21 protein-coding genes are annotated in these 25,168 nt (G+C 66.0%); 15 read left to right on the top strand and 6 right to left on the bottom strand.

The genetic code is table 11. From position 1 onward, the window contains the following. The first annotated feature begins 1 nt into the window (after position 1). From CXQ97_RS17240 to CXQ97_RS17255, 4 genes are all read left to right on the top strand, one after another. Complete coding sequence (locus CXQ97_RS17240) at positions 2 to 1,501, top strand: rhamnulokinase family protein (protein ID WP_104182119.1); 1,500 nt, start codon at positions 2 to 4, stop codon at positions 1,499 to 1,501. Continuing rightward, a complete protein-coding gene (locus CXQ97_RS17245; RefSeq protein WP_104182120.1) occupies positions 1,498 to 2,760 on the top strand; it encodes an alpha-hydroxy acid oxidase in 1,263 nt (420 codons plus the stop codon). The genes CXQ97_RS17240 and CXQ97_RS17245 overlap by 4 nt, the downstream gene beginning before the upstream one ends. A gap of 139 nt (positions 2,761 to 2,899) precedes the next feature. Next, positions 2,900 to 3,880, top strand: coding sequence for a serine hydrolase (locus CXQ97_RS17250; RefSeq protein WP_104182121.1), 981 nt, complete (start codon positions 2,900 to 2,902; stop codon positions 3,878 to 3,880). 55 nt (positions 3,881 to 3,935) lie between these two features. Beyond that, positions 3,936 to 4,373 carry a VOC family protein gene (locus CXQ97_RS17255; protein WP_104182141.1) on the top strand — a complete coding sequence of 146 codons (438 nt, stop codon included), beginning with the start codon at positions 3,936 to 3,938 and terminating at the stop codon, positions 4,371 to 4,373. 488 nt (positions 4,374 to 4,861) lie between these two features. On the opposite strand, the gene CXQ97_RS17265 is transcribed toward CXQ97_RS17255, so the two are convergent. Then, positions 4,862 to 5,224: a MerR family transcriptional regulator gene (locus tag CXQ97_RS17265; RefSeq protein ID WP_258062720.1), complete on the bottom strand. Its 363-nt coding sequence runs from the start codon at positions 5,222 to 5,224 to the stop codon at positions 4,862 to 4,864. 297 nt (positions 5,225 to 5,521) lie between these two features. On the opposite strand from CXQ97_RS17265, the gene CXQ97_RS17270 reads away from it, so the two are divergent. From CXQ97_RS17270 to CXQ97_RS17285, 4 genes are all read left to right on the top strand, one after another. After that, complete coding sequence (locus CXQ97_RS17270) at positions 5,522 to 7,048, top strand: SulP family inorganic anion transporter (protein WP_104182124.1); 1,527 nt, start codon at positions 5,522 to 5,524, stop codon at positions 7,046 to 7,048. Between the two features lie 179 nt (positions 7,049 to 7,227). Further along, complete coding sequence (gene nhaA / locus CXQ97_RS17275; RefSeq protein ID WP_104182125.1) at positions 7,228 to 8,589, top strand: Na+/H+ antiporter NhaA; 1,362 nt, start codon at positions 7,228 to 7,230, stop codon at positions 8,587 to 8,589. A 217-nt stretch (positions 8,590 to 8,806) separates the two neighbouring features. Beyond that, entirely contained in the window at positions 8,807 to 9,331 is a 525-nt protein-coding gene (locus tag CXQ97_RS17280; protein ID WP_104182126.1) for a YetF domain-containing protein, read from the top strand. Between the two features lie 24 nt (positions 9,332 to 9,355). Continuing rightward, a complete protein-coding gene (locus CXQ97_RS17285) occupies positions 9,356 to 10,084 on the top strand; it encodes a hypothetical protein (protein ID WP_181035133.1) in 729 nt (242 codons plus the stop codon). Positions 10,085 to 10,149: 65 nt separating this feature from the next. On the opposite strand, the gene CXQ97_RS17290 is transcribed toward CXQ97_RS17285, so the two are convergent. After that, positions 10,150 to 11,499, bottom strand: coding sequence for a DUF2254 domain-containing protein (locus tag CXQ97_RS17290; RefSeq protein ID WP_104182127.1), 1,350 nt, complete (start codon positions 11,497 to 11,499; stop codon positions 10,150 to 10,152). Positions 11,500 to 11,819: 320 nt separating this feature from the next. On the opposite strand from CXQ97_RS17290, the gene CXQ97_RS17295 reads away from it, so the two are divergent. Further along, complete coding sequence (locus CXQ97_RS17295; protein ID WP_104182128.1) at positions 11,820 to 12,494, top strand: methyltransferase domain-containing protein; 675 nt, start codon at positions 11,820 to 11,822, stop codon at positions 12,492 to 12,494. Positions 12,495 to 12,552: 58 nt separating this feature from the next. On the opposite strand, the gene CXQ97_RS17300 is transcribed toward CXQ97_RS17295, so the two are convergent. Further along, a complete protein-coding gene (locus tag CXQ97_RS17300; RefSeq protein WP_104182129.1) occupies positions 12,553 to 13,608 on the bottom strand; it encodes a hypothetical protein in 1,056 nt (351 codons plus the stop codon). Between the two features lie 283 nt (positions 13,609 to 13,891). On the opposite strand from CXQ97_RS17300, the gene cls reads away from it, so the two are divergent. Then, positions 13,892 to 15,376 (top strand): cardiolipin synthase, encoded by a 1,485-nt coding sequence (cls, locus tag CXQ97_RS17305; RefSeq protein WP_104182130.1) that lies wholly within the window; start codon positions 13,892 to 13,894, stop codon positions 15,374 to 15,376. Positions 15,377 to 15,440: 64 nt separating this feature from the next. On the opposite strand, the gene CXQ97_RS17310 is transcribed toward cls, so the two are convergent. The 3 genes from CXQ97_RS17310 to CXQ97_RS17320 all read right to left on the bottom strand — a co-directional run bounded on the left by CXQ97_RS17310 (position 15,441) and on the right by CXQ97_RS17320 (position 17,860). Next, on the bottom strand, positions 15,441 to 16,682 hold the full coding sequence (locus CXQ97_RS17310; RefSeq protein ID WP_104182131.1) for a glutamate--cysteine ligase: 1,242 nt from the start codon (positions 16,680 to 16,682) through the stop codon (positions 15,441 to 15,443). 194 nt (positions 16,683 to 16,876) lie between these two features. After that, positions 16,877 to 17,263, bottom strand: a complete 387-nt coding sequence (locus tag CXQ97_RS17315; protein ID WP_104182132.1) for an SHOCT domain-containing protein — start codon at positions 17,261 to 17,263, stop codon at positions 16,877 to 16,879. Positions 17,264 to 17,374: 111 nt separating this feature from the next. Beyond that, complete coding sequence (locus CXQ97_RS17320; RefSeq protein ID WP_104182133.1) at positions 17,375 to 17,860, bottom strand: hypothetical protein; 486 nt, start codon at positions 17,858 to 17,860, stop codon at positions 17,375 to 17,377. 766 nt (positions 17,861 to 18,626) lie between these two features. Here CXQ97_RS17320 and CXQ97_RS17325 point away from each other — a divergent pair. The 5 genes from CXQ97_RS17325 to CXQ97_RS17345 form a co-directional block, all read left to right on the top strand. After that, entirely contained in the window at positions 18,627 to 19,931 is a 1,305-nt protein-coding gene (locus CXQ97_RS17325) for an ABC transporter substrate-binding protein (RefSeq protein WP_258062722.1), read from the top strand. A 107-nt stretch (positions 19,932 to 20,038) separates the two neighbouring features. After that, positions 20,039 to 20,923 carry a carbohydrate ABC transporter permease gene (locus tag CXQ97_RS17330; RefSeq protein WP_104182135.1) on the top strand — a complete coding sequence of 295 codons (885 nt, stop codon included), beginning with the start codon at positions 20,039 to 20,041 and terminating at the stop codon, positions 20,921 to 20,923. Between the two features lie 4 nt (positions 20,924 to 20,927). Beyond that, positions 20,928 to 21,836, top strand: a complete 909-nt coding sequence (locus CXQ97_RS17335; protein ID WP_104182136.1) for a carbohydrate ABC transporter permease — start codon at positions 20,928 to 20,930, stop codon at positions 21,834 to 21,836. 71 nt (positions 21,837 to 21,907) lie between these two features. Beyond that, positions 21,908 to 24,499 (top strand): glycoside hydrolase family 78 protein, encoded by a 2,592-nt coding sequence (locus CXQ97_RS17340; RefSeq protein WP_104182137.1) that lies wholly within the window; start codon positions 21,908 to 21,910, stop codon positions 24,497 to 24,499. A gap of 129 nt (positions 24,500 to 24,628) precedes the next feature. Continuing rightward, positions 24,629 to 25,168, top strand: a 540-nt coding sequence (locus tag CXQ97_RS17345) for a LacI family DNA-binding transcriptional regulator (protein WP_258062723.1), incomplete at its 3' end; no start/stop codon positions are given.

Consider the following 25,168-nt stretch of genomic DNA (forward strand, 5'->3'; position numbering starts at 1 on the left):
CATGGACGCTGACACGGCAGACGGTCCGGCGGTGTTCGTGGCGGTCGACATCGGGGCCTCCTCCGGCCGCGTGATCCTCGGTGGGCTGACGGACGCCGGCCCGCACCTCACGACCGTTCACCGCTTCCCCAACGGCGCGCAGTTCCTGGGCGGCGCCCTGCGGTGGGACGTCGAGGCCCTGTTCGACGAGGTGCTGGTGGGCCTCCGCCTGGCCGCGGAAGCCGCGGCCAGAACGGGCGACACCGTCGCGAGCATCGGGATCGACACGTGGGCGGTGGACTACGGACTGGTCGACGACGCCGGCACACTCCGCCACCTCCCCTTCAGCTACCGGGACGCGCGCACGGCAGCCGTGATCGACGCCGTGCACCGGGCCGTGCCGCCGGAACGGCTCTACGCGCGGACCGGGCTCCAGTTCCTGCCGTTCAACACGGTGTACCAGCTGGCCGCGGAGCGGTCACTGGCCGGCGTGCAGGCGCTGCTCATCCCCGACCTGCTCGCCTACCGGCTCACCGGCGAGCGCCGCACGGAGTCCACGAACGCCTCCACGACGGGACTGCTCGACGCCGCCACCGGCACCTGGGCTGCCGACCTCTTCGACCCGCTCGGCCTGGCCCCCGACCTGTTCCCGCCGCTCATCGAGGCGGGCGAGACGATCGGGACGCTGTCCTCGCCGGTCGCGGACCGGACCGGGCTCCCGCCGGCGACCAGGGTCGTGGCCGTCGGATCCCACGACACCGCTTCGGCCGTCGCCGCCGTCCCCGCGACGTCGGGCTCCTTCGCCTACATCTCGTCGGGGACGTGGTCCCTCGTCGGCGTCGAGCTCGACGCACCCATCCTCACCGAGGAAAGCCGCGCCGCGAACTTCACCAACGAGCGCGGCGTCGACGGGACCATCCGCTACCTCCGCAACACGGGCGGCCTCTGGCTGCTGCAGGAGTGCCTGCGGGAATGGAGCATCGAAGGGCCGGAGCCGGAGCTCGCCGCTCTGCTGGCCGCCGCCGCGGCCCTGCCGGCCGGCGGGCCGACGGTCAATCCGGACGACGCCTCCTTCATCGCGCCCGACAACATGCCCCGGCGTCTCATGGAGGCCGTGGCGCGCACCGGTCTCGTCCTTCCCGGCCGGCGGGCGGCCATCGTCCGGTGCATCCTCGACAGCCTGGCGGACGGATATGCCCGCACCATCGCCGACGCCGAGCGACTCACCGGGACGAGCGCCGGCGTCATCCATATCGTCGGGGGCGGCTCGCAGAACGCGCTGCTCTGCCAGCTGACGGCCGACGCCGCCGGCCGGAGTGTGCTGGCAGGCCCGGTCGAGGCCACGGCGCTCGGGAACATCCTCGTCCAGGCGCGGGCAGGTGGCCGGCTCGGCGGCGGACTGTCGGAGCTCCGACACGTCGTCGTGGCGGGGGTCACGCCGCTGCTCTACGAACCCAGCCGGAACCCCAGCCGCGACCCCGGTCCCGGCATTGTTCCTACCGTTGAAAGGATCACCCAGTGACCAAGCGCCAACTCCCCGTTCCCGCGGAGATGCTCGAGCTGATGCAGTTCAAGAAGATCGAGCTCAACGGGAAGAAGCGGCGCCTGGATGCCGCGCTCACGATCGCGGACCTGCGCACGATCGCCAAGCGCCGAACGCCCAAGGCCGCCTTCGACTACACCGACGGCGCCGCCGAGGGTGAGCTGTCCCTGAGCCGTGCCCGGCAGGCGTTCGAGGACATCGAGTTCCACCCCTCGATCCTCCGTCCCGCCGAGCACGTCGACACCTCCGTCGAGATCCTCGGCGGACCCAGCGCACTGCCCTTCGGTATCGCCCCGACCGGTTTCACCCGTCTCATGCAGACGGAGGGTGAGACGGCCGGCGCGGGCGCGGCGGCCGCCGCCGGGATCCCCTTCACCCTCTCGACCCTCGGCACGACGTCCATCGAGGGCGTGAAGGCGGCGAACCCGACCGGACGCAACTGGTTCCAGCTGTACGTGATGCGGCAACGCGAGATCTCGTACGAACTCGCCCGCCGGGCAGGCGAAGCTGGCTTCGACACCCTCATGTTCACCGTCGACACCCCCGTCGCCGGCGCCCGCCTGCGGGACAAGCGCAACGGGTTCTCCATCCCGCCGCAGCTGTCCATCGGCACCATCCTCAACGCGGTACCGCGGCCCTGGTGGTGGATCGACTTCCTGACCACGCCGAAGCTGGAATTCGCGTCCCTGACCGACACCGGCGGAACGGTGGGCGACCTGCTGAACGCCGCGATGGACCCCACGATCGGCTACGACGACCTCGCCGTCATCCGCGACCTGTGGCCCGGGAAGATCGTCATCAAGGGCGTCCAGAACGTCGAGGACTCGGTCCGCCTCGTGGACCTGGGCGTCGACGGGATCATCCTGTCCAACCACGGCGGCCGCCAGCTCGACCGCGCGCCCATCCCCTTCCACCTCCTCCCCCAGGTCGTCCGCGAGGTCGGCAGTGACGCCACGATCATGGTCGATACCGGCATCATGAACGGAGCGGACATCGTCGCCTCCATGGCCCTGGGCGCGAAGTTCACGCTCATCGGCCGGGCCTACCTCTACGGGCTCATGGCCGGCGGGCGCGACGGCGTGGACAGGGCCATCGCCATCCTCCGGGACGAGATCGAGAGGACCATGCGCCTTCTCGGCGTCTCCCACCTCGGCGAACTCGAGCCTCGGCACGTCACCCAGCTCACCCGCCTCACGCCGGTCGTCCCTGCGCAGAGTGAGGCGTCGGCTCGCTTCTGACGCACCGGCAGTCCGTGGCAGGTCCCCTTGCTCTTTCCCCCTGACCTCGCGGGCTCCTGACAGGTACTATGCCGTGTGGGCCCGCTCGTCAACACACGTTGACAGGCGGTCGGTTGTCGGCTCTGGGAGGGAGATCGTCATGGTGGCTGGATGGGTGGGGGACGCGGACCTCGTGAACGCCGTGGACCGCGAGTTCCGGGCGTCGACCGCAGCGGTGGCGGTGGTGACCCCGGACCGCGAGATGACGGCGATGGTGGGCTCCGACCACGAGTCCACCTTCGAGATCGGGTCGATCTCGAAGGCGCTCACCGGCATGGTCTACCGGGATGCCGTGGACCGCGGTCTCGTCTCGCAGACGACCGCGCTCGGCGAGCTGCTGCCACCGGTCGGTCATGGGAGGGTCGGGGCCTTGGATCTGGGCTCCCTGGCCACCCACCGCTCCGGGCTTCCGAGCCTGCCCCCGGGGATGCACCCGCTCCGGCGAACCCTCGGGTTCTGGGTGCGCGGGGAGAACCCCTACGGCGATTCGCTCGCCGATCTCCTGGTGCAGACGCGCAATGTGCGCCTCGGCGCACCGAAGCCGAGGTATTCGAATCTCGGTTTCCAGTTGCTCGGGCATGCCGTGGCGGCAGCGGCCGGCCGGAGCTACGGACAGCTCCTGCGGGACGTGCTGGGGCCCGGGTTCCCGACTCCCGCCGGTATGGAGGACCTCGGGCCGGCGGACCTCACGGGGTCGGATCGTTTCGGGCGGCCCATGCACCCCTGGGTCGGTGAGGCCCTCGCTCCCGCAGGAGGCGTCCGCGCGACCATCGGCACCATGCGCGGCTTCCTCGGTTCGGTCCTCGACGGCACGGCCCGGGGCAGCTCGGCGCTCGATCCTGTCACGAGCTTCGGTCCCCGGGTCGGCATCGGCGCCGGGTGGATCACCCTCGAGCACCATGGCCGGGGGATGACCTGGCACAACGGCAGTACCGGAGGCTTCAGCAGCTGGATCGGGGTCGACCGGGGCACGGGCACCGGAGTCGTCGTGCTCAGTGCCGTTCACCGGTCGGTCGACAGGCACGGCTTCAGGCTCCTGACGCAGTTCTCCGCACCCGATCAGGCAGCGCCGGGCCGGTGATGCGAGGATCCCTGCTCACGTGCAGGATGTCCGGTGATCGATGCCGGGAGGCACGATGACCACCGACTGGACGATCACGATCGACTGCCACGACGCCGTACGCCTGGCATCGTTCTGGAAGACCGCTCTGGCGTACGTGGACGCACCTCCCCCGGCAGGATTCGCCACATGGCGGGAGTGGTACCGCACCTGCGATGTCCCCGAGGACGAATGGGACGACGTGGCAACCCTGGTCGACCCCCACGACGTCCTCCCGAGGATCACCTTCCTCAGGGTGCCCGAGGGCAAGGCGATGAAGAACCGCCTGCATCTCGACCTGCAGGTCGGCGGGGGACGTGCGACGCCCGCGGCGGTCCGCCGGCACCGCATCATGGAGGCCGTCGAGAAGCTGGTGGCTGCCGGAGCGTCGGTCCTCGAGGAACATGCCCTCGGCCCGCAGCCGGATCACGTCGTCCTGCTCGATCCGGAAGGCAACGAGTTCTGCGTGGTGTGACGCCCGATCCTCCGGGGATGCGGCTTGCGGCGCCACTGTAACGGATCGCCCCGCCCATCCACGAAGCGATCGACGCCCATGGGCTGCGCCACGAGCCGGGCAAGTTCGTGGAAGAACTTCGGATGCCCGGATCAGGACAAAGGCACTGCTCTTCGACGAAGCATCAACACAAGGAACCTCCGGGTCGTCCCATGCAGGCGATAACCGCGGGGATCTTCCAGCTTTCGAGGCGGCAACCACAGCAAGGGGCTACCCGCTCGTCATCGACGGATCCGACATCGCCCCCCGAGGTGAGCGAGGCGGCCGGCGCTCAGTTCGACGGTCCAGAGGACTTCCCGTCATGGCTGCATCAACTCCACGACGCCCTGCGGTGACGAGAAGAGTTCGGGGTGCTGTGCGCTGAGTGACGGCGTCCGCCTGCATTCCGCGATGATCAGGACATTCAGCTGGCTCGGATCCTCAGGCCTGCGATCCTTTGGGCCGGGCGTCTAGTACTGGCTCAGTACCTCGATGAACTCATCGGCCCGGGCGAGTGTCTTGATCATCGATGCCCGACGCTCCTCAGCGCTGCGCCGGAACACTGTCAGGCGTGATCGGAGGTCGCGAGCCCATTCCTCATCGTCCACCTCCTGCAAGGCATCTAGGATCGTAAGCAGGTCCTTCATCTCCTCGAGCGTGAAACCCAGGGGTTTCATCCGGCGGATCACCATCAGCCGCTCGAGGTCGTCCTCGGTGTAGACGCGGAAGCCGCCCTCCGTGCGGGCCGTCGCCGGCAGGATGCCGACGTCGTCGTAGTGTCGGATGGTCCGTAGAGACAGGCCCGTACGTTCGGCGAGCTCACCGATATGCATCGTCCGGGTCCCGGTGCTCTCCGCCAGGCCGGCAGCCGCGCCCGACGGGCCAGGATCCGACGACTCCGCTGATCGCCCCGGGACCTTCCCTGACACATTTCTCATTACTGTTTCGCCTTCCCCTGACATCTCCCACTCGAAACTCAACCCTAACGTCAGGGTAGAATAGTCGTCGTACGGCGATCATTCCCCGATTCCCTGGACGACGGCGTACGAGCCAGCTTCCCACTTCCAGCGGTGCCTACTCCCCGCCCCCACGCCTCTCCCTGTATCCCCTGACGCATGAAGGAACCTGCCATGCCAGCAGCCGCAGCAAGTCCACCCACCCCGGAACTCACCCCCGTCGAACGCCAGTCTGTCGCCCGGACCCTGCGGAACCCCCGCCTGCTGAAGACCGAGGTCCTCGCGGGGCTCGTCGTAGCCCTCGCTCTGATCCCCGAGGCGATAGCTTTCTCGATCATCGCCGGCGTGGACCCGCGCCTGGGCCTGTTCGCCTCCTTCACCATGGCGGTGACAATCTCCTTCCTCGGCGGCCGGCCGGCCATGATCTCGGCGGCGACCGGAGCGGTCGCCCTGGTCATCGCACCGCTGGTAGCCAGTCATGGGGTGGACTACTTCATCGCAGCCGTCATTCTCGGTGGAATCTTCCAGGTGATTCTCGGCGTGAGCGGCGTCGCCCGGCTGATGCGGTTCATCCCCCGTTCGGTCATGGTGGGCTTCGTCAACGCCCTGGCGATCCTGATCTTCATGTCCCAGGTCCCCGAACTCGTCGACGTGCCGTGGCTGGTGTACCCGATGGTCGCCGTCGGCCTGCTGATCGTCTTCGGACTCCCGCGGCTGACCACAGCAGTTCCAGCACCCCTGGTCGCGATCGTGGTCCTCACCGCCTTCGCGGTCCTTGCCAACATCCTCGTGCCCACGGTCGGAGACAAGGGCGAGCTGCCCGAGAGCCTGCCCTCCCCGTTCTTCCCGAACGTCCCGCTGACCCTCGAGACGCTGCAAATCGTCTTCCCGTTCGCCCTGGCGCTGGCCGCCGTCGGACTTCTGGAGTCCCTCATGACCGCGAAGTTGGTGGACGACATCACCGACACCCGCTCGAACAAGACCCGCGAGTCCTGGGGCCAGGGTACGGCGAACATCATCACCGGGTTCTTCGGCGGCATGGGCGGCTGTGCGATGATCGGCCAGACCATGATCAACGTCAAGGTCTCCGGTGCACGAACCCGGATCTCGACCTTCCTCGCCGGGATCTTCCTGCTCATCCTCGTCGTGGCCCTCGGCAGTACCGTGGCCCTCATCCCGATGGCGGCCCTGGTTGCAGTGATGATCTTCGTATCGATCGCGACCTTCGACTGGCACAGCATCCAGCCCTCTACCTTGAAGCGCATGCCCAGGAGCGAGACCACCGTCATGCTCGCCACCGTGATCGTGACGGTGTGGACGCACAACCTCGCCATCGGCGTCGGCGTCGGCGTCCTCGTTGCCATGGTCGCCTTCGCCCGCCGCGTCGCACACTTTGTCACCGTCGACCGTACGGAGGCCACGGTGAACGGGGACCGGTACGCGACGTACACCGTCAACGGTGAATTGTTCTTCGCCTCCTCCAACGATCTCTACACCCAGTTCCAGTACGCCACCGATCCCCACAGGGTCACCATCGACCTGCACGGCTCCCACCTGTGGGACGCCTCGACCATCGCGGCCCTCGACGCGATCCAGGAGAAATACCGCACTCACGGCACCGACGTGAAGATCGTGGGCCTGAATGAGGCATCCCGGATGATGCGCGAGCGCCTGGGCGGGACGCTCGGCGTCGGACACTAGGACCGGCCTCTGGCTGGAACCCTTACCCACAGATGGACCGTTGTGTCACCTGTTCCACGGAAGGGTTCGGATCGGTCTTCCTGCTCGTCGTACGGTGATCGATCGGTAGGGTGGACAGAGGTGAGCCGGGAAGTCTGGTCGGCAGGTTCTATTGTCGACCCCATACTGAGGAGTTCCCCATGACCGAGAAGACACCCGACAGCCGGTCCGCATCCCCGCCCGCGTCCGCGCCGGGCGGACTCCTGGGCCGCGGTACCTACCCCGAAGCCCTGCGCATCGGCGAGATCCTCCGCAAGGAGACCGTGGGCGGGATCCTCCTCGTCATCGCCGCCGCGGTGGCCATCATCTGGGCGAATTCCCCGGCTTCGGAGAGCTACTTCGCGCTGCGGGATCTCCGGATCGGCTACGCGCCGTGGCATCTGGAGTTGAGCCTCGGCGCATGGGCGGCGGACGGCCTGCTGGCGGTGTTCTTCTTCCTCGTCGGACTGGAGCTCAAGCGCGAGTTCGTCGCCGGAGACCTGCGCAGCTTCTCCAAGGCGGTCGTGCCCGTCGCGGCGGCTTTCGGGGGCGTCGCGGTGCCGGCGATCATCTACGCAGTCATCAACCTGACCAGCGCGGATACCTTGAAGGGGTGGGCGATACCCACTGCTACGGACATCGCCTTCGCCGTCGCCGTCCTCGCCATCGTCGGATCGCACCTGCCCAGCGCGCTGCGGATCTTCCTGCTCACCCTTGCCGTGGTCGATGATCTACTGGCCATCACCATCATCGCCTTGTTCTACTCGGAGGCACTCCACCCTGGCCCGCTGCTGCTGGCCCTGATCCCACTGGCACTGTTCACCGTCCTCGCGCAGGTGTACCGGCGCTTCTTCGGGCTCAAGCCCGCTGCCACCTGGTTCATCCTGCTGCCGCTCGGCTTCGCCACCTGGGCGCTCGTGCACGCGGGCGGGATACACGCCACGGTCGCCGGCGTCCTCCTCGGCTTCGCCGTCCCCGTCATCCGCAGCCAGGCAAGCGGCGGACCCGGCGCGGGCCCCGGACTGTCCGAGATCTTCGAACACCGCTTCCGGCCGCTCTCGGCAGGTTTCGCTGTCCCCGTCTTCGCGTTCTTCTCCGCCGGCGTCGCCGTCGGCGGGTGGACCGGGTTCCTGGCCGCCCTCTCCGACCCCGTCAGCCTGGGTATCATCGCCGGCCTTGTCGTCGGCAAACCCATCGGGATCGTGGGCACCACCTGGTTGCTGACCAAGCTCACCCGCGTCAACCTCGATGCCTCTCTGAAGTGGGTGGACCTGATCGGGGTGGCGCTGCTCGCCGGTATCGGCTTCACCGTGTCCCTCCTCATCGCGGACCTCAGCTTCGGCGACGGCGGTACCACCAACGACCACGCCAAGGTCGGCATCCTCACTGCGTCCCTCGCCGCGGCGCTCCTGGCCTCGGTCGTCCTGCGCACCCGCAACCGCCACTACAGGACCATGCACGCCGAGGAACAGATCGACGCCGACGACGACGGCACCCCCGATGTCTACCAACACCGGCCCTGACCAGCTGACACCACCCCGCCACCCGGACCGATGGCTGTGCTCGACACCCGGTCGGTGAGCGTGGGTGCAGCGACAGCCGCTCGAGGGCAGAACCCCACCATCCGCGATCCGCACCGGAGGAGAACGCAATGATCCACACCCATACCACCCCTGCCGGTCACTGTCCGGGCCCGGAGGCCGAGGGCAGCACCCTGACACCGCATCGGCGGCGCTGACGATGTGGTTCGATTCGTGGGCCGACATCTTCCGGGTCCTCATCGTCGGGGCGGTGTCCTATGTCACGCTCATTGGAGTCCTGCGGCTCTCCGGCAAGAGGACGCTGAGCCAGCTCAACGCTTTCGACTTCATCATCACCGTCGCGCTGGGATCAACCCTTGCCACCATCCTGCTCGGTTCCGACGTCGCGTACGCCGAGGGGCTCACAGCCCTCGTACTCCTGGCCGGCCTGCAGTTCATCGTCGCCGGGGTATCCGCGCGCCGGCCCGGTGCGCGGAACACGATCACCGCGAAACCCGCCGCCCTCGTCGTGGACGGGCGGTTGCAGCACGAGGAGCTCCGCCGCAACCGCCTCACCGAGTCCGAAGTCCTCCAAGCGGTGCGAAGCACCGGCACCGGAGATCTGTCCTCCGTCGCCGCCGTCGTGCTCGAAACCAACGGCAAACTCAGCGTCGTCCCCACCAAGACGCTGGGTGGCGGATCCGCGATGAGCGGCATCGTCGGCTACCCCGGTCATGACGGCTGATCCAGCCGTCATGACCGCGATCCGATGAACCAAGCACCGATAGCCCAGGAAACGGGCCTGCGCCGCGCGGAAGCCGTGGCAGCACGCCTGGACAAGCCCATGGGCATCCTGGGCGTCGTCTTCCTGTTCGTGGTGCTCGGGCAGATCCTGGCCACCAGCACCGGAATGGTCCTCTTCTTCACCGTGCTGGGGTGGGTGTTCTGGACGGTGTTCGTCGCCGAATTCCTGCTCCGCGCCTACATCGCCGGGTTCAGCGGAACGTTCTGGAGGAAGAACTGGTGGCAGGTCATCTTCCTCCTGGTACCGTTCCTGCGCTTCTTCCGGGCACTTCAAGCGTTGCGTTTCATCCGTGTGGCGCGTTTCGCACGCTTCGGCGGAATCGTCTCCGCAGGTGTGCGGGGCTCGCGGTCGGCCGGGCGGCTCCTGTCGAGCCGCATCGGGTGGTTGGCAGCCGTGACCGCAGTGGTCATCCTCGCTTCCAGCCAGTTGCTGTACGCCACGGGAACGCACGCGTCCTACGCGGATGCCCTCTTCGAATCCGCGATGGCCACGATCACCGGCAGTGGACTGTCCCCGACAACGCCCTTCGCCCGCATCCTGCAGGTCATCCTCGCCGTCTACTCCGTCGCCGTGTTCGCCACCCTCGCCGGATCACTCGGGGCGTTCTTCCTCCGCGGAACCGACCCACCTTCACCTCCACCTTCACGTTCACCCGTCCAGGCAAACCCGCCGACGACACCCGAACACCGGTAACTGCGGTCGTTCATGCCGACACGCGCGACTGCTCCTGAACGAGTCCTGACGTGAGGATCGGCAGCTCATTCTCCCGCTCTGATGCGGGCGAGCTTCTCCGTGAGGTTCTGCTGGATCGCCGCGTCCAGGGGGGACTTGCCGATGGCCGTCCTGACTCGTCCCAGCTGGAGCCGGAGTGGCGCGGCGAGCCGGGCCAGGGAGCCCGCATCGGTGGCGCTGGCGGTGATTTCCGAGAGCATGGCGATGGTTCGGCCGGCTGTCCGCGGGTCGGTGAACGCGTAGGTGATGAGTTGATCCATGACCAGTTCGACGAGCTCGATGAAGGTCGGAAGAACCAGATGCACTCGCGCGGCTCCCTCGTCGTCCCTGAGCGTTCGTGATCCCGTGGACCGGTCGGTGAGAGAACAGAGGATCGCGGAGATGTGACCGAGGGCATGGACAGCCGTGGTGGGGTCGTTCACCCCGGGAGACAGGGCCTTGTCGGTCACATCGAGCAGCTGCTGCAGACCGAAGGACGGGTCCTGGCTCGAGGTGCGCTCGAACCCGGTCCGCAACGCTCCGAGCACCTCTTCGGCTATTTCCGCGCTCCGTTCCTCGTCGATGGGAGCGTCACTCGTGCTCCACATCCGCCCGACCGGGATGCCCTTCACAAGAGAGGTTCCCGGGGCGACGTCGACGGAGACGAGCACTGACTGTCGGGTAGCACTGGCCGTGAGGGCTTCCTCGTCGACCCGGGTGAGGAACCCCGAGCGCGGAGCTCTCAGCGGTATCCCCCCGGTGCGTTGGAGCGCACTGCCTTCCGGGTGGGATCCCTGGTCACGATAGATCCGTTCCAGGGTACGGCTCGTCTCGCGGTGCACATCGCGCAGCATGGTCTCCACACGGATCTGCCGTGCCAGGTGAGCCAGGAACAGGACGAGACCGACGACGCTCGCGATGGTCAGCATGAACGCGGTGGTGACGGCGATCTCCGGGACGAAACTCGCCCCGGCACTGCTCTCCACTCGGATACTTCTCAGCACGGTCAGGGAGAAGACGAAGGTCGCAAGGAACAATGCGAGGGTGTTGTGGACGAACCGGTCCCGCGTGAAGGTGCGCAGCAGGCGCGGGGAGAACTGGCTGCTCGCCAGTTGAAGGGTGACGACCGTCAGGGAGAACGTCAGCGACGTCACCGTGATGGTCGAGCTCGCGATCGTTTCCAGCAGCGACCGTGCCGCCTCGGGCCCCCCGCCGAACAGAAGACCGGAGACCGTTTCCGGCAGGCTGTCATCGAGGCGCTCATCCAGGAACGGGAGGAACTGCCCGAACACCAGTGCGAGAACAACAGCAGCCAACGGAATCGGCCACAACTGGGTCCGGAGGGACTCCCGAACGGACTGCCCATCCACACGGCTCACTCGAATCGCCCTCCTCATCCCTCATCCGCCGTCCTCACCACGACCAGGAACAGCGGGCAGAACGCATCCCGTCATTCGCCGGTCGAGGAACCGGCCCTGGCCAGTACTGCTGAACCATCGTGCAGATCAGCAGCACGGCCGATCACCCTACGAACATAGTCGGAGTGATGCCTGCAGGACGGACCTTCGCAGTGTCGATGGACACGACGCCTTTCGGAGCGCATCCGATCCTTGCTGAAGCAGCAAGAATATTTGCCGACGCGCCCAACGTCGGTTCAAGCTGGATCTCAGCCCGGACATGACACCCTTTCCCTCGAGACTGAAAGCGTGGACGCGCGATGAATGATGGAGCCACGACACATGCCGCAGCAGAGACCGCAGTGCCTTCCGTGTTCTGGGAACACCGGTACCAGGAGGCGGGATCCGTATGGTCCGGGCGGGTCAATGTGACGACAGCCGACGTCGCCCGCGGACTCCTGCCCGGGCGGGCCCTCGATCTTGGTTGCGGTGAAGGTGGGGACGCGGTCTGGCTGGCGCAACAGGGCTGGAACGTGACGGGTATCGACATCTCCCCCACTGCCATCACCCGAGCCAGGGCGTCAGCGACCGCTGCCGGCCCGATGCCGGGAACGGCCCGGTTCGACACCGTCGACCTGGAGACCTGGGCAGGTGATGTCGGGCACGCCGAAGACGGGTACGACCTCGTCGCCGCGTCGTTCTTCCACTCCCCCGTTGCCCTCACCAGGACGCGAATCCTGCGAAACGCCGCATCCCGCGTGGTAGCCGGTGGTCATCTACTCATCGTGACTCACGCAGCAGCACCTCCGTGGGCGCCTCCCGAGACGCACAACAACCACACCTTCCTCACGCCCGAGGAGGAGATCGCCGAACTCGAACTCGACCAGAACCCCTGGACGGTGCGCATCTCCCAGGTACGCTCCCGCACGACGACAGGACCCGACGGCGAAGCCGCGACCCTCGACGACGGCGTGGTCCTCCTGCAACGCAGGTAGGGCAACCATCAGCGGCACCTCCGCCCCCTGGGCGCGGATATCGGCAGTCCCTTGCGCACTACATCGTGGCCATCCCGACGTCGCGACGACACCTGCTCACTCTTCTCGTTTCCAGGAACCAGAACCAGCAGAAGAGCAGGATCTCGTACCACTCCACCATCAACACGACGTGCTGACGGACGAACATCCACCCGAGGCCGAGCACGCAGGCCCCACCGAATGACATCAGGCCGAAGATGATCCTGTAGGCATGCCGGAAATCATGATCTGCGGGCTGCACAGAACGTCTCGGGTCGGCTCGCGCCGCGGGTTCCGGCCACCCGTGGCTCGCCACCACCACCAGCAACGAGGCGATCATGAGGATTGCTGCGATATCGTGCACTTCGACGTGAAGCAGACCCAGGGCGACTCCGGGCAGCGAGACCTCGCGTGCAGGGCCGATCAGCCACAGCTGCCAGTACGTCAGGATGACGAAGCAGAGCGCGACCACTGCCGTGCCGATGACTGTTCGCCTACTCCATCCACCACGGACGAGCAGGTCGACGGTGCGGCGGGACTGTCGCAGCTCGTTCCACACCAACCAACCGCACAGCAGGAGAACGGCAGTCAGGGCGACCCGCAGGGACCAGCCGTACTCCTCGGCGGTGAACGCCGGCCGGGCGTTCTCGAGCTCAGCTGCTAGCTCTCCCGCGAGGGCGCTATCGGCCGTCAGGGCCACAAGGGCCGCCTCTCGATCGCGCAGGTCGCCCATGATGGTGCCTAGCCCGTCCGGTACAAGTGCCACGAAGACGGCGAAGAAGCCGGCCACGTTCAACGCGAAGTCTTCGAGCGCGAACCAGCCGCGGTACGCCACCATGCAGGCGGCGGTAGCGATGATCACCCCGACGAAGACGTCCCGGACCGGGCCGCCGTAGTAGGCGCTGATGGAGCCTTCGAAGCTTCCGGTCCTCAACGCGTGGAAGACGGTGACCGTGAGCAGGAGTGCAGGAAGACCGATCATCATCCATCGCAGGACGTCGTAGGTGAGCGGCAGGTCTTCGAAGTCGTCCTGGGATACAACGCCCGTGGCTTCGGCCCCAGTGGGAGGAACCCCGTCCTGCGCCGGATCTGCCATGCCCGCATCCTGCTCCCGCCGCTTATCAGCGTCAAGAGTGCACACAACAGTGGGGCGCCCGACTACCCGGCTCCGCGATCCGGGCCGACGGCAAAGTCGGCTCTTCCCCGGCGGATCCCTGGTCGACATGCGTCGATATGCGTCGATATGCGTCGACATGCATGATCGGGCCGGGGTCTCACGTCACCCCCCGGGGGTGGTGCAAGGGGCTGGGCATCGCCCTACCGTGAACCCATGATCCCTGAACGGTGATACTTCATGACCGACCTCGTAAGGCAGACTGATGAATCCGGTACTCAGCACGAACCTCGCGTGGATCCTCTCGGTGCTCGCACACCTCGCCATGTGCATCACCGCGCTCATCGTCATTCCCAGACGGCGCAAGCCCACGGCGGCGATGGCCTGGCTTCTGGCCATCGCGTTGCTCCCGGTCATTGGCGTGGTGTTGTACCTCGTCATCGGCTCGACCAAACTCCCGAAGCGACGCCGTGCGGAACAGACGCGGATCACCGCTCTCATCGCTGCCGCCGCCGAAGGACTGGACCTGACCCCACAACGAGACAGCTGGCCAGAGTGGTTCGCCAATGTCACCCGACAGAATCAGTTGCTCGGCGGCATCCCGGTCGTGGACGGGAACACCGGCACTCTCCTCAGCGACTATCGACAGGCCATCGACTCCATGGCCGCGGAAATCGACACCGCAGTACGGTTCGTGCACGTGGAGTTCTTCATCGTGTCCTTCGACGACACGACGAAAGGTTTCTTCGCAGCCATGGAAGCCGCCGTCGCCCGTGGCGTGACGGTGCGCCTGCTCGCCGACCACATCTCCTCCGCCAAAGCGGTCCACAGCAAGGAGACCTTCGCTGAACTCGACCGTATCGGCGTGCAATGGAGCTACATGTTGCCGGTCATGCCCTTGAAGGGCAAGTATCAACGACCCGACCTCCGCAACCACCGGAAGCTGGTGGTGGTCGACGGGCGGGTGGGCTTCATGGGCTCCCAGAACCTGATCGACCGCAGTTACAACACCTCGAAGAACATCAGACGCGGTCTGCAGTGGCAAGAGCTGGTGACGCGGCTCGAGGGACCGGTGGTGACGAGCCTGAATGCCGTGTTCCACTCCGACTGGCTGTCCGAGACCGGGGAACACCTCGACCCAGCATCGCCGACAACGAATCTGCCTGTTCGCGCTGCCGCCTTCGATCGGTCCCCGAATGCGATCGAATGCCAGGTGGTGCCGAGTGGGCCGTCCTACGAGACCGAGAACAACCTGCGCCTGTTCCTGTCCCTGCTGTACGGAGCGTCGAAACGAGCGATCATCACGAGCCCGTACTTCGTTCCCAACGAGGCGATGATGTACGCCATCACGTCCGCCTGCCAGCGCGGCCTCGACGTCCAGCTCTTCGTCTCAGAGATCGGTGATCAAGGTCCGGTCCTCCATGCCCAGCGTTCCTACTACGGAGATCTTCTCGATGCCGGGGTAAAGATCTTCCGCTACCCGGCGCCGTACATCCTGCATGCAAAGCACTTGTCGATCGACGACGACCTCGCCGTCATCGGATCCAGCAACATGGACATCCGTTCCTTCAGCCTGAATCTCGAAGTGTCGCTCGTGGTGCGCGGCCGCGTCTTCGTGCAGCAGATGCGCGACGTCGAGGAACACTATCGATCGGTCTCGAGTGAGTTGACCCGTGAAGAATGGGCGCAGGAACCGCTCTCGTCCACCTCGCTGGACGGTGTCGCACGGCTGACGTCGGCACTGCAGTAGCATCCCGCGGTGGGGAATTCCGCGACGAAGCCGGCCAATCACCAAAGTCTCCGTCTCGATCCGATCAGGCCTCCTTCGACTCGATTGTCCCGTCGTCGTCCGGCGCCGGAAACGCCGAGTACGAGAGTGGTAGACCAGGTGGTTCCGCAAGGAATGACAGATTTTCGCGGAGGGTGGGACGTGTCTGCAGAAGGGTCGCGCGTGGTGTTGTAAGGGCCAATTCGACGACGTCGCGAAGGCTTCCGGTTCGGGCATGGATGTCTCGTTGACGCCGTGCCCCAGGTCCCTCTCGCAACATCGCCTCGACGACCGCGGTCACCTCCTCGTACTCCCGATACTCGACCAGGACCGGCCGGAGGAGATCGAGCAGAGCTGCGGTCACCACGTCGGCAGGCTCGAGCCTGCAGGTGACCGGGTCAACCAGCTCATGGTCCAGTCCCCAGCGACTGGCCTGCCAGGACCACGCGCGCAGCGTATTGGTGCTGATCCCACGTGGCGGCTGCCCTGCCTTCCACGCTCGGGCCGCGGTCTCGACCAGAGCTCGAATGATCGCTGCAATGACAGCCGCATGTTCCACCACCATGCAGACGTCGGCGATCCGAACTTCGAGCGTGGGCAGATGATTGCTCAGGCGGGCATCGAAGTAGAGCATTCCTTCGTCCAGCGGGACGCCCGAATCCAGGAGCTCCAGGCAGTGTCGGTCGTATTCTTCTTCCGTTCCGAACAGGTCGCCGGGTCCGCTGGTGGGCCACCGGCTCCAGGCCTGATAGCGATAACTGTTGTATCCGGTGTCCACACCGTTGCAGAACGCAGAGTTGCTGCTGAGCGCCAGGATGGTGGGCAGCCAGGTGCGGATCCGGTCCAGAACGCCCACACCTTCAGCTCTGGACTCGATCCCGACATGCACGTGGAAGCCGCAGGTAAGTTGTTCCCGGGCCGTGAGCCCGAACTGATTCCTGATCCGGCCGTATCGGTCACTGACGACGGGGTGCGGAGCAATTCGGAACGGCGCAGTAGCTAGGGCGGCGGTTCGCCCACCGATGGCTGCGGCTACCCGCTCGGCGAGACCACGTCCGTCCCGGATCGCGCGAAGTTGCCCGGCCAGCGTTTCCTGTGGGGGGCAGACAACTTCGATCTGCTCTTGCTGCAGTTCAAGAGTGACCTGATGGCTGGCTCCGAACCTCTCGTCCCGTCCCTGCCGGCCGTGATGTTCATGCAGTTCGATCGCTTGCTGAGCAAGGGGCAGTGGGTGGAGAGTCACAGGATCCACCAGCAGAAGCTCCTCCTCAACGCCAAACGTTCTCACCGAGCCTCCTTCGAACCAGCGCACGACCCCTGGTCACGGTGGTATCCCGAAAGCGACCGAGTTCTCCTTCTCCGCGGACGCGGCAAGGATCGCTCGTGCCTGGATTCGTCGTCCGGTGGGTGAACACCTGTGCCGGCAACGTGCATGGCCTCGTCGCGCAACCCTTCCTGCCGCTCACCGATCGGGCCGGCGGTTCAGACCGCTACTTTGGCTTTGATCGAATCGAATTCGGTGGGGGTGATGGTCCCGGCGTCCAGAAGACCCTTGGCTTTGGTGATCTCATCGCTGGGGCTCAGGGTCGCCACGCTGCGGATGTAGGCTTCGTGCGCGGCCTGGTACTGACGTTTGCTCGCCATCGATCGTCTGGTCAGGCCTTCACCGCGGGCGATCAGGTACACCAGCACGGTCAGGAACGGCACAAGAACCAGGACGACGAGCCATCCTGCTTTCGCCCAGCCGTTGAGATCGTGATCACGGAAGATGTCGCCGATGACCGTGAACACGGCGAACAGGCAGCCCAGGAACACGTAGAGGCCGATGGACCACCACATAAGGTCCCACAGGTTCTCGAAGAAGTTCATGCTGATCTCGCTTTCTGTCCACTAGGGGCGCGTTTCGTGAACGCGGTATCGGCTGGGGAATGAGTCCGGCCTTCAAGGCGTGGATTCCTGATGCTTCTCGGTGCCGGGGCTCTAGCAGGTGACTCCCTTCACAAGGTCGCCGACGGCGACCTTGAGGTCTGATGCCTCGTTGCGGAGCGATTCGACGGCCTCGCGCACTGTCGCCTGGTCGGGGATGTCATCGACCGCCTTCTCCAGTTTCCGTTCCGCCGCTTCGACGGCAACCCATCGATCTGCGGCGACATCCGCGGCCGCCTGGTCCAGTTCGGTGTAGGTGCTCACGATCTTGTCCCGTGCCGAGCGGAGCTGCTCGATGGTGACCTCGGGGGTGAGTGTGTCCTCGAACTCGGAGACCGCGCTGGTATGAGCAGTGGCGGCATCGCAGATTCGCTCAGAACCTGCCTGTTCCTGGGGACTGTCACTGCCGGTACCGCTGGCACTACTGGTGCTCGTACTGCCGGACGTATCGGTTGTCGTGCCCGAACCACAGCCCGTCAGCAACGCGAGCGTGACTGCTACTGCCATGGGTCCGGCGAGGACCCGATGCGCTCTCGACATGAGAGTCTCCTTATGAACTCGACGGCCGTAAGCAGCCCCCGAACGACCGCTGTGCTTCATTCTCAGTCCGGCGCACCAGGTGAGCCTCACCCTCATGAGATGAGATCCGATACTCCCGGCAGATCGGCAATGCCCACGGATGCGCTGGATCAGGGTCAGCCCGCCGGTCGGCGGCAGAGGGCGAATTCCGTGGCCCCCGCACCAGCGCTGGTGCAGCCCCTCATCGAGGGCGCCGCACACCCCTGGGACGCAGACGGGACGGAGAACTCGAGCGGCCCCCTCCTGGTTCGGCCAAGCGAGCTGCAGCGACGCTCGACCCGCGTGGTCGCTTTCGGGTGTGAACGGCGTCGGAGCTCATGCTCCAGCGAGGGCACGGCCCGACCCTGCAGGGGGCCTGGAGCACGAGGACACGGCTCCACTTCGTCACCATGAACCGATGTTCGGCGATCGCACAGTGTTCTGGAAGCAGTGCCACCAAGAGTGAAGCCTGCGATCGTGACGACCGCGAAGTGGTCCCGCTCGGGGTGAGAGGTGACTACCGCGACGGCCAGGAAGGCCTGCCACCCTCCCCCCGGATGACGGGTCTTCATGCATCCCCTGCACCCCAGCTGCCGTCCTGTCGGGACGGATCGCGGCACGATGCTCCTGATCCTGCCCGGCGCCTCGATCCGACCCGCCTGTGATGGTTGACACACCCCACATCCGGCCCTACTCTCGATAATTGAAACGCTTCAATACCGGGGCGCACACTTTCAAGGAGGAAAACGTGGCCACTCTGCGTACGAAGAACAGGATGCTGCTGCTGGGCGCGAGCCTCGGCACCGCGTCGCTCGTCCTGACCGGCTGTGGTGCAGGAAGTTCAGGGGGTGGTGAGGGCGGGTCCGAGGCCGGCGAGTTCTCCTTCCTGACCAACGTCGAGAACACGACGATCTCCACTGAACTCGAGACCCTGGCGTCGGACCAGTGCAAGACGGCGGCCGACGCCATGCCGCTCAAGGTGGATACCGTGCCGCAGACCAACCTTGACCAGCAGCTTCAGCTGCTCGCCGGGCAGGGCGCCCTCCCCGTCCAGTTCGCGGCCGGCAACGCCCCCGCTCTGACCAAGGAGCTCGCCGGTTCGGGTAACGTCCTGGACCTCGAGGCGACCCTGACCGACCTCGACGTCATCGACCAGATCGAACCGGCGGCGATCGACACGATCAAGGCACTGTACGGCGGCTTCAACGTCCTCCCGTACCAGTACAACGTCGAGGGCGTCTGGTACAACAAGCAATTGTTCGCTGAGAACAACATCGAGGTCCCGCAGTCCTGGGACGACTTCGTCGCAGCCTCCGAATCCCTCAAGCAGAGCGGCGTCACTCCCCTGTCTGCGTCGGGCGAGCAGGGTTGGCCCCTGACCCGCCTCATCAGCGGATACCTCTTCAGCGATCTCGGCAAGGACGCCCTGCAGAAGGTCGCCGACGGTGAGGCGAAACTGACGGATCCCGAGTACGTCGAGGCAGCCGCGCAGGTGGCGTCCCTCGGAGAGAAGGGCTACTTCGGCGAAGGTGTCGGCTCGATCGACTACGACACCGCCATCAACCAGTTCCTCACCGGCGAGGCCGGCATGCTCTACATGGGCAGCTGGGTCCTCGCGAACTTCAACGACGAAGCAGCGAACCAGATCGGCCTCGACAACATCGGCTTCATGCCGTTCCCGAAGGTCGAGGGCGGCTCCGGGGTCGACAACCAGTACGCCGCCAACGTCGGCCTGCCCATGGCCATCTCCCAGAAGGCCTACAACGAGGGAACCGGGGAATGGCTGAAGTGCATCTCCGAGAACTACGGTAGCTCCGCACTGGGGAACCAGGGGTCGATCTCGGGCTTCAAGGTCAACGAAGAAGTCGACGTCGATCCCCTCACCCAGACCGTCCAGGAAACCATCTCCTCGACGAGCGAGAGTGTCCTCTGGTTCGAAGCCCTCTTCGACACGCAGGCCACCACAGCCAGCCAGACCAATGCCGCACCGCTCGTCACCGGGAGCATGAGCCCCGAGCAGTTCATGGAAACGGTCCAGTCCGCCCTCAAGTAGGGCCCACTCGCGCCGGGGAGGAGCGGAGGGACGGCCCTCCTCCCCGGCACATTCCCCCTTCCGGGTCATGGCGCAATGCGGAAACCAGACGTAGACAAAGGACCACCATGCAGTCAGTACTGGGCGACAAGAAAGCCCTCGCGATCCTCCTCGGCCCGGCACTGCTGGTGTACACCCTGGTGATGCTCGTGCCCATCATCTGGTCGATGGGCTACACCTTCTTCTCCGGCAATGCCATCTCCGGTTTCACGTTCGTCGGCACGGACAACCTCACCCGTCTGTTCACGGACCCTGAAGTCCGCACCGCGCTCTCCTTCACCATCCGGTACGCCGTCGTGATCACGGTAGGCCAGATCCTCATGGGCTACCTGCTGTCACTGATGTACGTGTTCATTCTCAAGAAGTCCTCGAACGTCATCCGGACGCTCGTCTTCTTCCCGGTCGTCCTGCCGACGGTCGCCGTCGCCCTCCTCTTCCAGAAGATGTTCGAGATCGCCCCTCAGAACGGGCTCGTCAACAGCCTGCTCAACGGCGTGGGCGTCGAATCGGTCGACTGGTTCGGCAGTGCCTCCAGCGCCTTCTGGGTCATCGTCCTCATGGACATCTGGCGATCGATGGGCTTCTACGCCGTCCTGCTCTACGCCGGACTGGTGGACATCCCCGAAGACATGCTCGAGTCCGCACGGCTCGATGGCGCTACCGGGTGGCGGCTCATCAAGAACATCGTCCTTCCGCTCTCCCTGCCGGTCCTGCTGTCCTCGATCATCTTCAGCATCAACGGAACCCTCAAGGTCTTCGACTCCATCGTCGCCCTGACCAACGGCGGCCCCGGGTCCTCGACCACGCCGCTGACGCTCTACATGTTCCGTACGTCCTTCACCTTCGGTGATTACGGGTACGGCAGCTCGATCGCCCTGCTGCTGACGCTGCTGTGCCTGATCGTGACCATCTTCATCTTCCGGTCCTCGCGCCGCGACCTCACCAAGGACTGACGCCATGAGCACACAGGTACCCGCCACCAAGGCGCCCCTCGAGGCGATGCAGCGCCAGGAGCCACGCCGCTCACGCTCCCGTGCCGGCAGACGCTGGGCAAAACTCCCCGTCCATCTGCTGATCGCCCTCCTGCTCGTCGTCGAGCTCTACCCGCTGCTCTGGCTGGTGCTCGGCTCCTTCAAGACGCAGCAGGAATTCCTCAACGACCCCGTCTGGTCCCTGCCGGGATCGCTGAACTTCGACAACTACATCGAGGCTTGGACGACCGGCAATATCGCGGTCTTCGTGGCGAACTCCTTGATGGCCACCCTGCCCTCGCTGGCCCTGATCATCATCCTCGGTGTCGCCGCCGGGTTCGCGCTCGAGGTCATGGTCTGGAAAGGGCGCAACGGCGTCCTGCTGATCTTCCTGACCGGCATCATGGTGCCGGGTCAGATGATCCTGCTCCCCCTGTTCTCCGCCTATTTCAACACCGGCCTGACCGGGACACTCTGGCCACTGATCATCACCTACACCGCCACCGGCCTGCCCCTGACGGTCTTCATGATGGCGACCTACTTCCGCGCGGTACCCCGTGAGGTGTTCGAGGCCTCCACCCTCGACGGCGCAAGCATCATCCGGTCGTTCATCTCCGTCGGCTTCCCGATGGTCCGCAACGCCGTCTTCACCGTGGCGCTGGTGCAGTTCTTCTTCATCTGGAATGACCTCCTGATCGCGCTGACATTCGCCAACAACAGCGACCTCAGCACCATCCAGGTGGGACTGCTGAACTTCACCGGCCAGTTCGGCGCGGTGCAGTACGGCCCCCTGTTCGCGGCCATCTGCATCAACGTCTTCGGAACCCTCGCCATCTACCTGTTCCTCAACCAGCGTGTCATGAAGGGACTGGCAGCCGGCTCCGTGAAGGGCTGACGCCCTCCCCCCGCTCCATCCCACCGCACCTCCTCCGCCACCTCGCGGCGAATCAGCACCGAAGGAACTCCATGCCCATCACCGTCAGTCCCGTCTCGTTCGAGCACCACCGCGAACCCCTGGGGATCGGGGAGCGGCGACCGAGGCTGAGCTGGAAGACGACGGCAGAGCCCGGTTGGATCCAGCATCGGTACGAGATCGAGGTGACACGAGATTCCGGCGAGGGAGCATCGTCACTGGTCGTCATCTCGCCCGATTCGGTCCTGGTGCCGTGGCCCGCAGAAGACCTCGCCACCCGGACGGCCGTAACGGTCCGGGTCCGGGTCTGGGGCACGGACGACGTCACCCCGAGCGAGTGGAGCCCCGCTGCCGCCGCCGAGACCGGCCTCCTCGAACCCTCCGACTGGGTAGCACAAGCCATCGCTCCCGACTGGGACGAGAACCCGGAGGCACTGCGGCGTCCACCGCTCGTGCGACGCGAGTTCGCCGTGAAGAAACCCATCCGGGCAGCCCGCCTCTACGTCACCGCGCACGGCCTCTACGAAATGGAGATCAACGGCCGACGCATCGGTCACGACGCACTATCTCCCGGGTGGACCGTCTACGGGCAGCGCCTGCGGTACTTCACCTACGACGTCACCGACGCTGTCGCCCAAGGCAGGAATGCGATCGGGGCATGGCTGGCCGACGGTTGGTACCGCGGACGCCTCGGCTTCCACGGAGGCTACCCGAATCTTTACGGCACCGATATCGCCCTGCTCGCCCAACTGCACGTCACCCACGACGACGGATCCACGACGGTCATCGCCAGCGACAGCAGTTGGCGCGCCGGATTCGGGCCGATCATCACTACCGGCCTCTACGAAGGGGAGCTCTACGACGCGCGGCAGGAAGCGTCAGGGTGGTCGACACCCGGGTTCGACGACGCCTCCTGGTCCACCATGCGGGTCGTCCCTCGTGACCCTGCGACCCTGGTCGCTCCGGACGGTCCACCCGTCCGCTGCACCGAGGAGGTAGCACCCGTAGGGATAGTCACCTCCCCCTCGGGGAAGATGATCATCGACTTCGGCCAGAACCTCGTGGGCCGGTTACGGCTGCGGCTGTCCGGACTTCCCGCAGGTCAGGAGATCCGGCTGCGACACGCCGAAGTCCTCGAACACGGTGAACTAGGCACACGCCCGCTCCGCGGAGCCGCGGCAACCGACGTCTATATCGCCGCCGGCATGGAAACCGTGGAGTGGGAACCCCGCTTCACCATCCACGGCTTCCGCTATGCGGAAATCACCGGGATGACCGACGGCAACCCGATGACCGACATATCAGCGCGCGTCCACCACACGGACATGGAGCGCACCGGCTGGTTCGAGTGCTCGGACCAGGACGTCAACCAGCTTCACGAGAACGTGCGCTGGAGCATGCGCGGCAATTTCGTCGACATCCCCACGGACTGCCCCCAGCGTGATGAACGCCTGGGCTGGACCGGTGACCTGCAGGTGTTCGCCCCGACCGCCACCTTCCTCTACGACTGCTCCGGCATGCTCGGCTCCTGGCTCAAGGACGTCGCCGCCGAGCAACTCGACGACGGCACCGTGCCCTGGTACGTGCCGGTCATTCCGGGAGGCGAGGAGTGGACGCCGATCCAGCCCGGCGCCGTCTGGGGTGATGTCGCCGTCCTGACCCCTTGGACGCTCTACCAGCGGTTCGGCGACACCGGTGTGCTCGCCACCCAGTACGCCAGCGCCAAGGCATGGGTCGACCTGATGGCACGACGTGCCGGGGAATCCTACCTGTGGAACAGGGGCATGCAGCTCGGCGACTGGCTCGACCCCGCCGCCCCACCGCATGATCCTGCCGACGCCACCACAGACCGCTACCTCGTCTCGACCGCGTACTTCGCCTGGTCCTCCCAGCACCTCGCCGACATGGCGAGCGTCCTCGGCCACACCGCCGACGAGCTCCACTACCGTGAGCTGGCACGGAAGGTTCGTGAAGCCTTCGCCCGCGAGTTCATCTCCCCGTCCGGTCGTGTCGTCAGCGACGCCCAGACCGCCTATGCCCTGGTGCTCGCTTTCGGCCTGGCTCCGACCGAGGATCAGAGGCGGCGCGGCGGTGAGCGCCTCGCGGAGCTGGTCCGCCGGGCGGGGAATCGCATTGCGACCGGATTCGCCGGGACCCCGCTCGTGACGGATGCCCTCACGGGCGTCGGTGAGATCGAGACTGCCTACGACCTGCTGCTCGAGAAGGAGTGCCCGTCCTGGCTGTACGCGGTGGAGCAGGGCGCAACCACCATCTGGGAACGCTGGGACAGCATGCTGCCGGACGGCTCCATCAACCCTGGGAACATGACGTCGTTCAATCACTACGCACTCGGCGCTGTCGCCGACTGGATGCACCGCACGGTGGCAGGAATGGCTCCGGCGGCCCCGGGTTACCGCTCGATCCTCTTCCGACCGCGGCCGGGCGGCGGACTCACCTCGGCGAGCGCGCGGCACGAAACGCCGTACGGGCCGGCGTCGATCTCCTGGACGCTGGACAACGGGGCGTTGTCGGTGGAGGTCGCGGTCCCTACAGGGTGCACGGCCACCGTGGACCTGCCGGGGCAACCGCCGGTTCCCGTCGGCTCCGGGACACACGCTTTCACCCAGGTGGCGATCGGCTCCTGACGGTCGCTTAATATGAGGGATAACCTGCGAGTCTGCCGCCCCGCCCGGGCGTCATACAGTGCCGAACCCGATCGAGGTGCCGTGACAGCCGTCCAACCAGCGAGCGATGATCTGGCTGCTGCCCCGAGCATGAACGATGTCGCCCGCCTCGCGGGCGTCTCGCTCGGCACGGTTTCGCACGTCCTCAACAAGCCTGAGATCGTCTCGGCAAAGACCATCGCACGCGTCACCGCAGCAATCGACGAGCTCGGATTCGTACGGAACGACGCCGCACGGTCACTCGCCGCCGGGAAGAGCAACACCGTGGGGCTGATCCTCACCGACGTCGGGAACTCCCTCTTCGTCGACATCGCACGTGGGGCGGAGAAAGCAGCCAGTTCGACCGGGCGGTCCCTGCTGCTCGCGAACAGCGACGTGACCTTCGAGAAACAGGAGTCCTATCTCGACATCTTCGATGAGGCACGCGTCGCAGGCATCATCCTCGCGCCGCTCGACGCGGCACTCGACGGAGTGGACCGGGTGCGACGGCATGGTCGCAACATCGTGCTCGTCAACTACGCCGGAGACCGGACCGATTGCTGCAGCGTGGTGGTCGACGAGGAGCACGGCGGCTTCCTCGCCGCCCAGCACCTCATGGACATCGGCCGGAAGCGCCTGCTCTTCGCCGGT

This window comes from Arthrobacter sp. B0490 (genome assembly GCF_002929355.1).
Lineage (GTDB): Bacteria > Actinomycetota > Actinomycetes > Actinomycetales > Micrococcaceae > Arthrobacter_D.

Bases quoted from the DNA above. Each gene is read 5' to 3' on its own strand.
- CXQ97_RS17270 (WP_104182124.1), top strand. From the start codon at position 5,522: ATGCCAGCAGCCGCAGCAAGTCCACCCACCCCGGAACTCACCCCCGTC.
- CXQ97_RS17320 (WP_104182133.1), bottom strand. From the start codon at position 17,860: ATGTCGAGAGCGCATCGGGTCCTCGCCGGACCCATGGCAGTAGCAGTC.
- CXQ97_RS17335 (WP_104182136.1), top strand. From the start codon at position 20,928: ATGAGCACACAGGTACCCGCCACCAAGGCGCCCCTCGAGGCGATGCAG.
- CXQ97_RS17250 (WP_104182121.1), top strand. From the start codon at position 2,900: ATGGTGGCTGGATGGGTGGGGGACGCGGACCTCGTGAACGCCGTGGAC.
- CXQ97_RS17285 (WP_181035133.1), top strand. From the start codon at position 9,356: ATGAACCAAGCACCGATAGCCCAGGAAACGGGCCTGCGCCGCGCGGAA.
- CXQ97_RS17340 (WP_104182137.1), top strand. From the start codon at position 21,908: ATGCCCATCACCGTCAGTCCCGTCTCGTTCGAGCACCACCGCGAACCC.
- CXQ97_RS17300 (WP_104182129.1), bottom strand. From the start codon at position 13,608: ATGGCAGATCCGGCGCAGGACGGGGTTCCTCCCACTGGGGCCGAAGCC.
- CXQ97_RS17280 (WP_104182126.1), top strand. From the start codon at position 8,807: ATGTGGTTCGATTCGTGGGCCGACATCTTCCGGGTCCTCATCGTCGGG.
- CXQ97_RS17265 (WP_258062720.1), bottom strand. From the start codon at position 5,224: ATGCATATCGGTGAGCTCGCCGAACGTACGGGCCTGTCTCTACGGACC.
- CXQ97_RS17330 (WP_104182135.1), top strand. From the start codon at position 20,039: ATGCAGTCAGTACTGGGCGACAAGAAAGCCCTCGCGATCCTCCTCGGC.
- cls (WP_104182130.1), top strand. From the start codon at position 13,892: ATGAATCCGGTACTCAGCACGAACCTCGCGTGGATCCTCTCGGTGCTC.
- nhaA (WP_104182125.1), top strand. From the start codon at position 7,228: ATGACCGAGAAGACACCCGACAGCCGGTCCGCATCCCCGCCCGCGTCC.
- CXQ97_RS17240 (WP_104182119.1), top strand. From the start codon at position 2: ATGGACGCTGACACGGCAGACGGTCCGGCGGTGTTCGTGGCGGTCGAC.
- CXQ97_RS17290 (WP_104182127.1), bottom strand. From the start codon at position 11,499: ATGAGGAGGGCGATTCGAGTGAGCCGTGTGGATGGGCAGTCCGTTCGG.
- CXQ97_RS17315 (WP_104182132.1), bottom strand. From the start codon at position 17,263: ATGAACTTCTTCGAGAACCTGTGGGACCTTATGTGGTGGTCCATCGGC.
- CXQ97_RS17255 (WP_104182141.1), top strand. From the start codon at position 3,936: ATGACCACCGACTGGACGATCACGATCGACTGCCACGACGCCGTACGC.
- CXQ97_RS17295 (WP_104182128.1), top strand. From the start codon at position 11,820: ATGAATGATGGAGCCACGACACATGCCGCAGCAGAGACCGCAGTGCCT.